This is a genomic window from Methanobrevibacter sp. (assembly GCF_045577275.1).
Classification (GTDB): domain Archaea; phylum Methanobacteriota; class Methanobacteria; order Methanobacteriales; family Methanobacteriaceae; genus Methanobrevibacter.
Genome location: NZ_JAZNIB010000003.1, coordinates 1 through 2,703, shown reverse-complemented (window position 1 = coordinate 2,703; position 2,703 = coordinate 1). Strand labels below are relative to the sequence as shown.

Genomic DNA, 2,703 nt, shown 5'->3' with positions numbered 1-2,703 from the left:
TATTCATTTTCCAATTTATTAAATTTTAAACAGTATTTATTATTTTATCCTTTAAAATGCCATAACTTGGTTTATTGATATGATTTTTAAAATTTTTTTGAATAAATAACACTATTTTATATAATATGATTTTCTTAAATAATTATGTAGATTAGATTTTTCTATCTATCTAATTTATAATATATTATAAATTAAAATATTTCGGTGTTAAATATGAATAAAAAAATAGGAATTATTTTAGGAATCGCATTATTAGCATTCTTAGTCATTGGTGCATCCAGTGCAGGATTCCTTGATTTCTTAGACGGAGATCAAGCTGTTGATAATGATGAAAACACTTTAGTTGTTGGATTCGATGCAGAATTCCCTCCATATGGTTACAAAGATGACAGTGGGGAATATGTAGGATTTGATTTAGACTTAGCACAAGAAGTTTGTGACAGAAATAATTGGACTTTAGTGAAACAGCCAATAGACTGGGACGCTAAAGACGCAGAATTAGAATCTGGTTCTATTGACTGTATTTGGAACGGATTTACCATCAACGGTAGAGAAGATGACTATACCTGGTCTGACCCTTATATTAACAACAAACAAGTTTTCGTTGTAAAATCTGATTCCGGTATTAAATCTTTCGCTGACTTAGAAGGTAAAATTGTAGAAACCCAAAAAGACTCTTCAGCATTAGCTGCTCTTGAAGGAGATCAAAAAGCTTTATCTGACACCTTTGAAACCTTAACTCAAGTAGCAGACTATAACACTGCATTTATGGATTTAGAATCCGGTGCATGTGATGCAGTAGCTATGGATATTGGTGTAGCTCAACACGATATCAGCTCTAAAGACAACCCTACCGATTACTTCATCATTCCTGAAGAAATTTCTTCTGAACAATATGGTGTTGGATTCAAAAAAGGTAATGAAGAGTTAAGAGACCAAATTCAAAACACTTTAGATGAAATGTTTGAAGACGGTACTGTTCTCAAAATCGCACAAAATTATGCAGATGACGGTATTCCTGGTTCTCTTATTATAAGCCAATAAATAATTTTTAGTTTATGCATAATTTATTATGTATAAACTTTTTTTATTCTTAATCTAATTTTCTCGAAATCTAATAATTTTTTAAGTTTAAATAAATTATTGAATTTAAATGATTGTTTTAATGATTTATTTAAATTTATTTAATTAAATTTCAGCATTGACTTTTATTTTGGAGAATTTAAATGTTATTAAGTAAAATTTTAGAAGAATTACTGTGGGGTATGGGTACTTCCATTGAAATATTCTTGCTTACATTATTATTCTCTATTCCTCTTGGTTTGGCTGTAGCCGCAGGAAGAATGAGTAGTTTTAAACCATTGCAAATGTTAATGAAAGCTTATATTTCAATCATGAGAGGTACTCCATTGATGCTGCAATTGATTGTTGTATTCTTTTCACCATATTATATATTCGGGATCACCCTTTCAAGTGGATTCAGGATGGTTGCAGTTATTATTGCATTTACAATCAACTATGCCGCATACTTTGCAGAAATATTCCGTGGAGGAATCGAATCCATTCCGAATGGACAGTATGAAGCTGCACAAGTTTTAGGTTATAATAAGATAGAAACCTTTTTCATAATCATTTTGCCTCAAGTGGTGAAAATAGTGCTTCCTTCCATTACCAATGAGGTCATTACACTTGTTAAGGATACTTCCCTTTCATTTGTACTTGCAATTCCAGAAATGTTCACTGTTGCTAAGCAGATTGCAGCTGCTGAAGCATCTATTTCCGCATTATTGATTGCAGGTGTATTCTATTATGTATTCAATGCACTTGTGGCTATTGTAATGGAACGCTTCGAGAAAAGATTAGATTATTACGATACATAGGAGAGATATCATGAGTTTATTGGAAGTTAAAAATCTTAAAAAAAGTTTTGGCGATAATGTAGTTTTAAAGGATATCTCTTTTAATGTTGAAAAGGGAGAAGTATTGTCTATCATTGGACCTTCAGGATCAGGTAAATCTACCTTGTTAAGGTGCATTACAGATTTGGAAACTGAAGACAGCGGTGAAATAGATTTTGATGGAACTTTTGGTTTGGTGTTCCAGAACTTCAATCTGTTCCCTCATCATTCTGTGATGAAGAATATTTCAAATGCGCCTATAAGGGTTCAAAAAAGAGACAAGGAAGAAGTTTACGCTCATGCAAGGGATTTGCTTAAAAAAATGGGTCTTGAAGATAAGGAAGATGCTTACCCTTCTGAACTCTCAGGTGGACAACAGCAAAGGGTATCCATTGCAAGGGCATTATGCATGAAGCCGGATATTCTATTCTTTGATGAACCTACTTCTGCACTTGACCCTGAACTTACCGGTGAGATCTTGCAGGTAATCAAGGAATTGGCTGCAGAGCATATGACAATGGTAATTGTTACCCACGAGATGAACTTTGCTCGTAATGTGTCTGATACAATCATCTTTATGGACGGAGGAGTTATTGTAGAGGAAGGTTCTCCTGAAGAGGTATTCTCATCAGACAATCAAAGAATGAAGGAATTCTTAGGTAAATTCTATGAATAAGTAGGATTTACTATTATTTTTTCTATTTTTCTTTTTTATTCATTTTATTCATTTTATTTTATTTATTTTATTCATTTTATTTTATTCATTTTATTCATTTTATTTTATTAATTTTTATCAATCTTATTA

At 31.9% G+C, this 2,703-nt stretch carries 3 protein-coding genes; all 3 read left to right on the top strand.

Annotated features, from left to right (window positions below):
* The first annotated feature begins 213 nt into the window (after positions 1-213).
* On the top strand, positions 214-1,044 hold the full coding sequence (locus ACKI67_RS00030) for an amino acid ABC transporter substrate-binding protein (protein WP_407461334.1): 831 nt from the start codon (positions 214-216) through the stop codon (positions 1,042-1,044).
* A 182-nt stretch (positions 1,045-1,226) separates the two neighbouring features.
* Positions 1,227-1,880 carry an amino acid ABC transporter permease gene (locus ACKI67_RS00025; RefSeq protein ID WP_407461333.1) on the top strand — a complete coding sequence of 218 codons (654 nt, stop codon included), beginning with the start codon at positions 1,227-1,229 and terminating at the stop codon, positions 1,878-1,880.
* Positions 1,881-1,890: 10 nt separating this feature from the next.
* A complete protein-coding gene (locus tag ACKI67_RS00020) occupies positions 1,891-2,574 on the top strand; it encodes an amino acid ABC transporter ATP-binding protein (protein ID WP_407461331.1) in 684 nt (227 codons plus the stop codon).
* The last annotated feature ends 129 nt before the right edge of the window (positions 2,575-2,703 follow it).

Excerpts from the sequence above, each read along its gene's own strand:
- ACKI67_RS00030 (WP_407461334.1), top strand. The coding sequence starts at position 214 with ATGAATAAAAAAATAGGAATTATTTTAGGAATCGCATTATTAGCATTC.
- ACKI67_RS00025 (WP_407461333.1), top strand. The coding sequence starts at position 1,227 with ATGTTATTAAGTAAAATTTTAGAAGAATTACTGTGGGGTATGGGTACT.
- ACKI67_RS00020 (WP_407461331.1), top strand. The coding sequence starts at position 1,891 with ATGAGTTTATTGGAAGTTAAAAATCTTAAAAAAAGTTTTGGCGATAAT.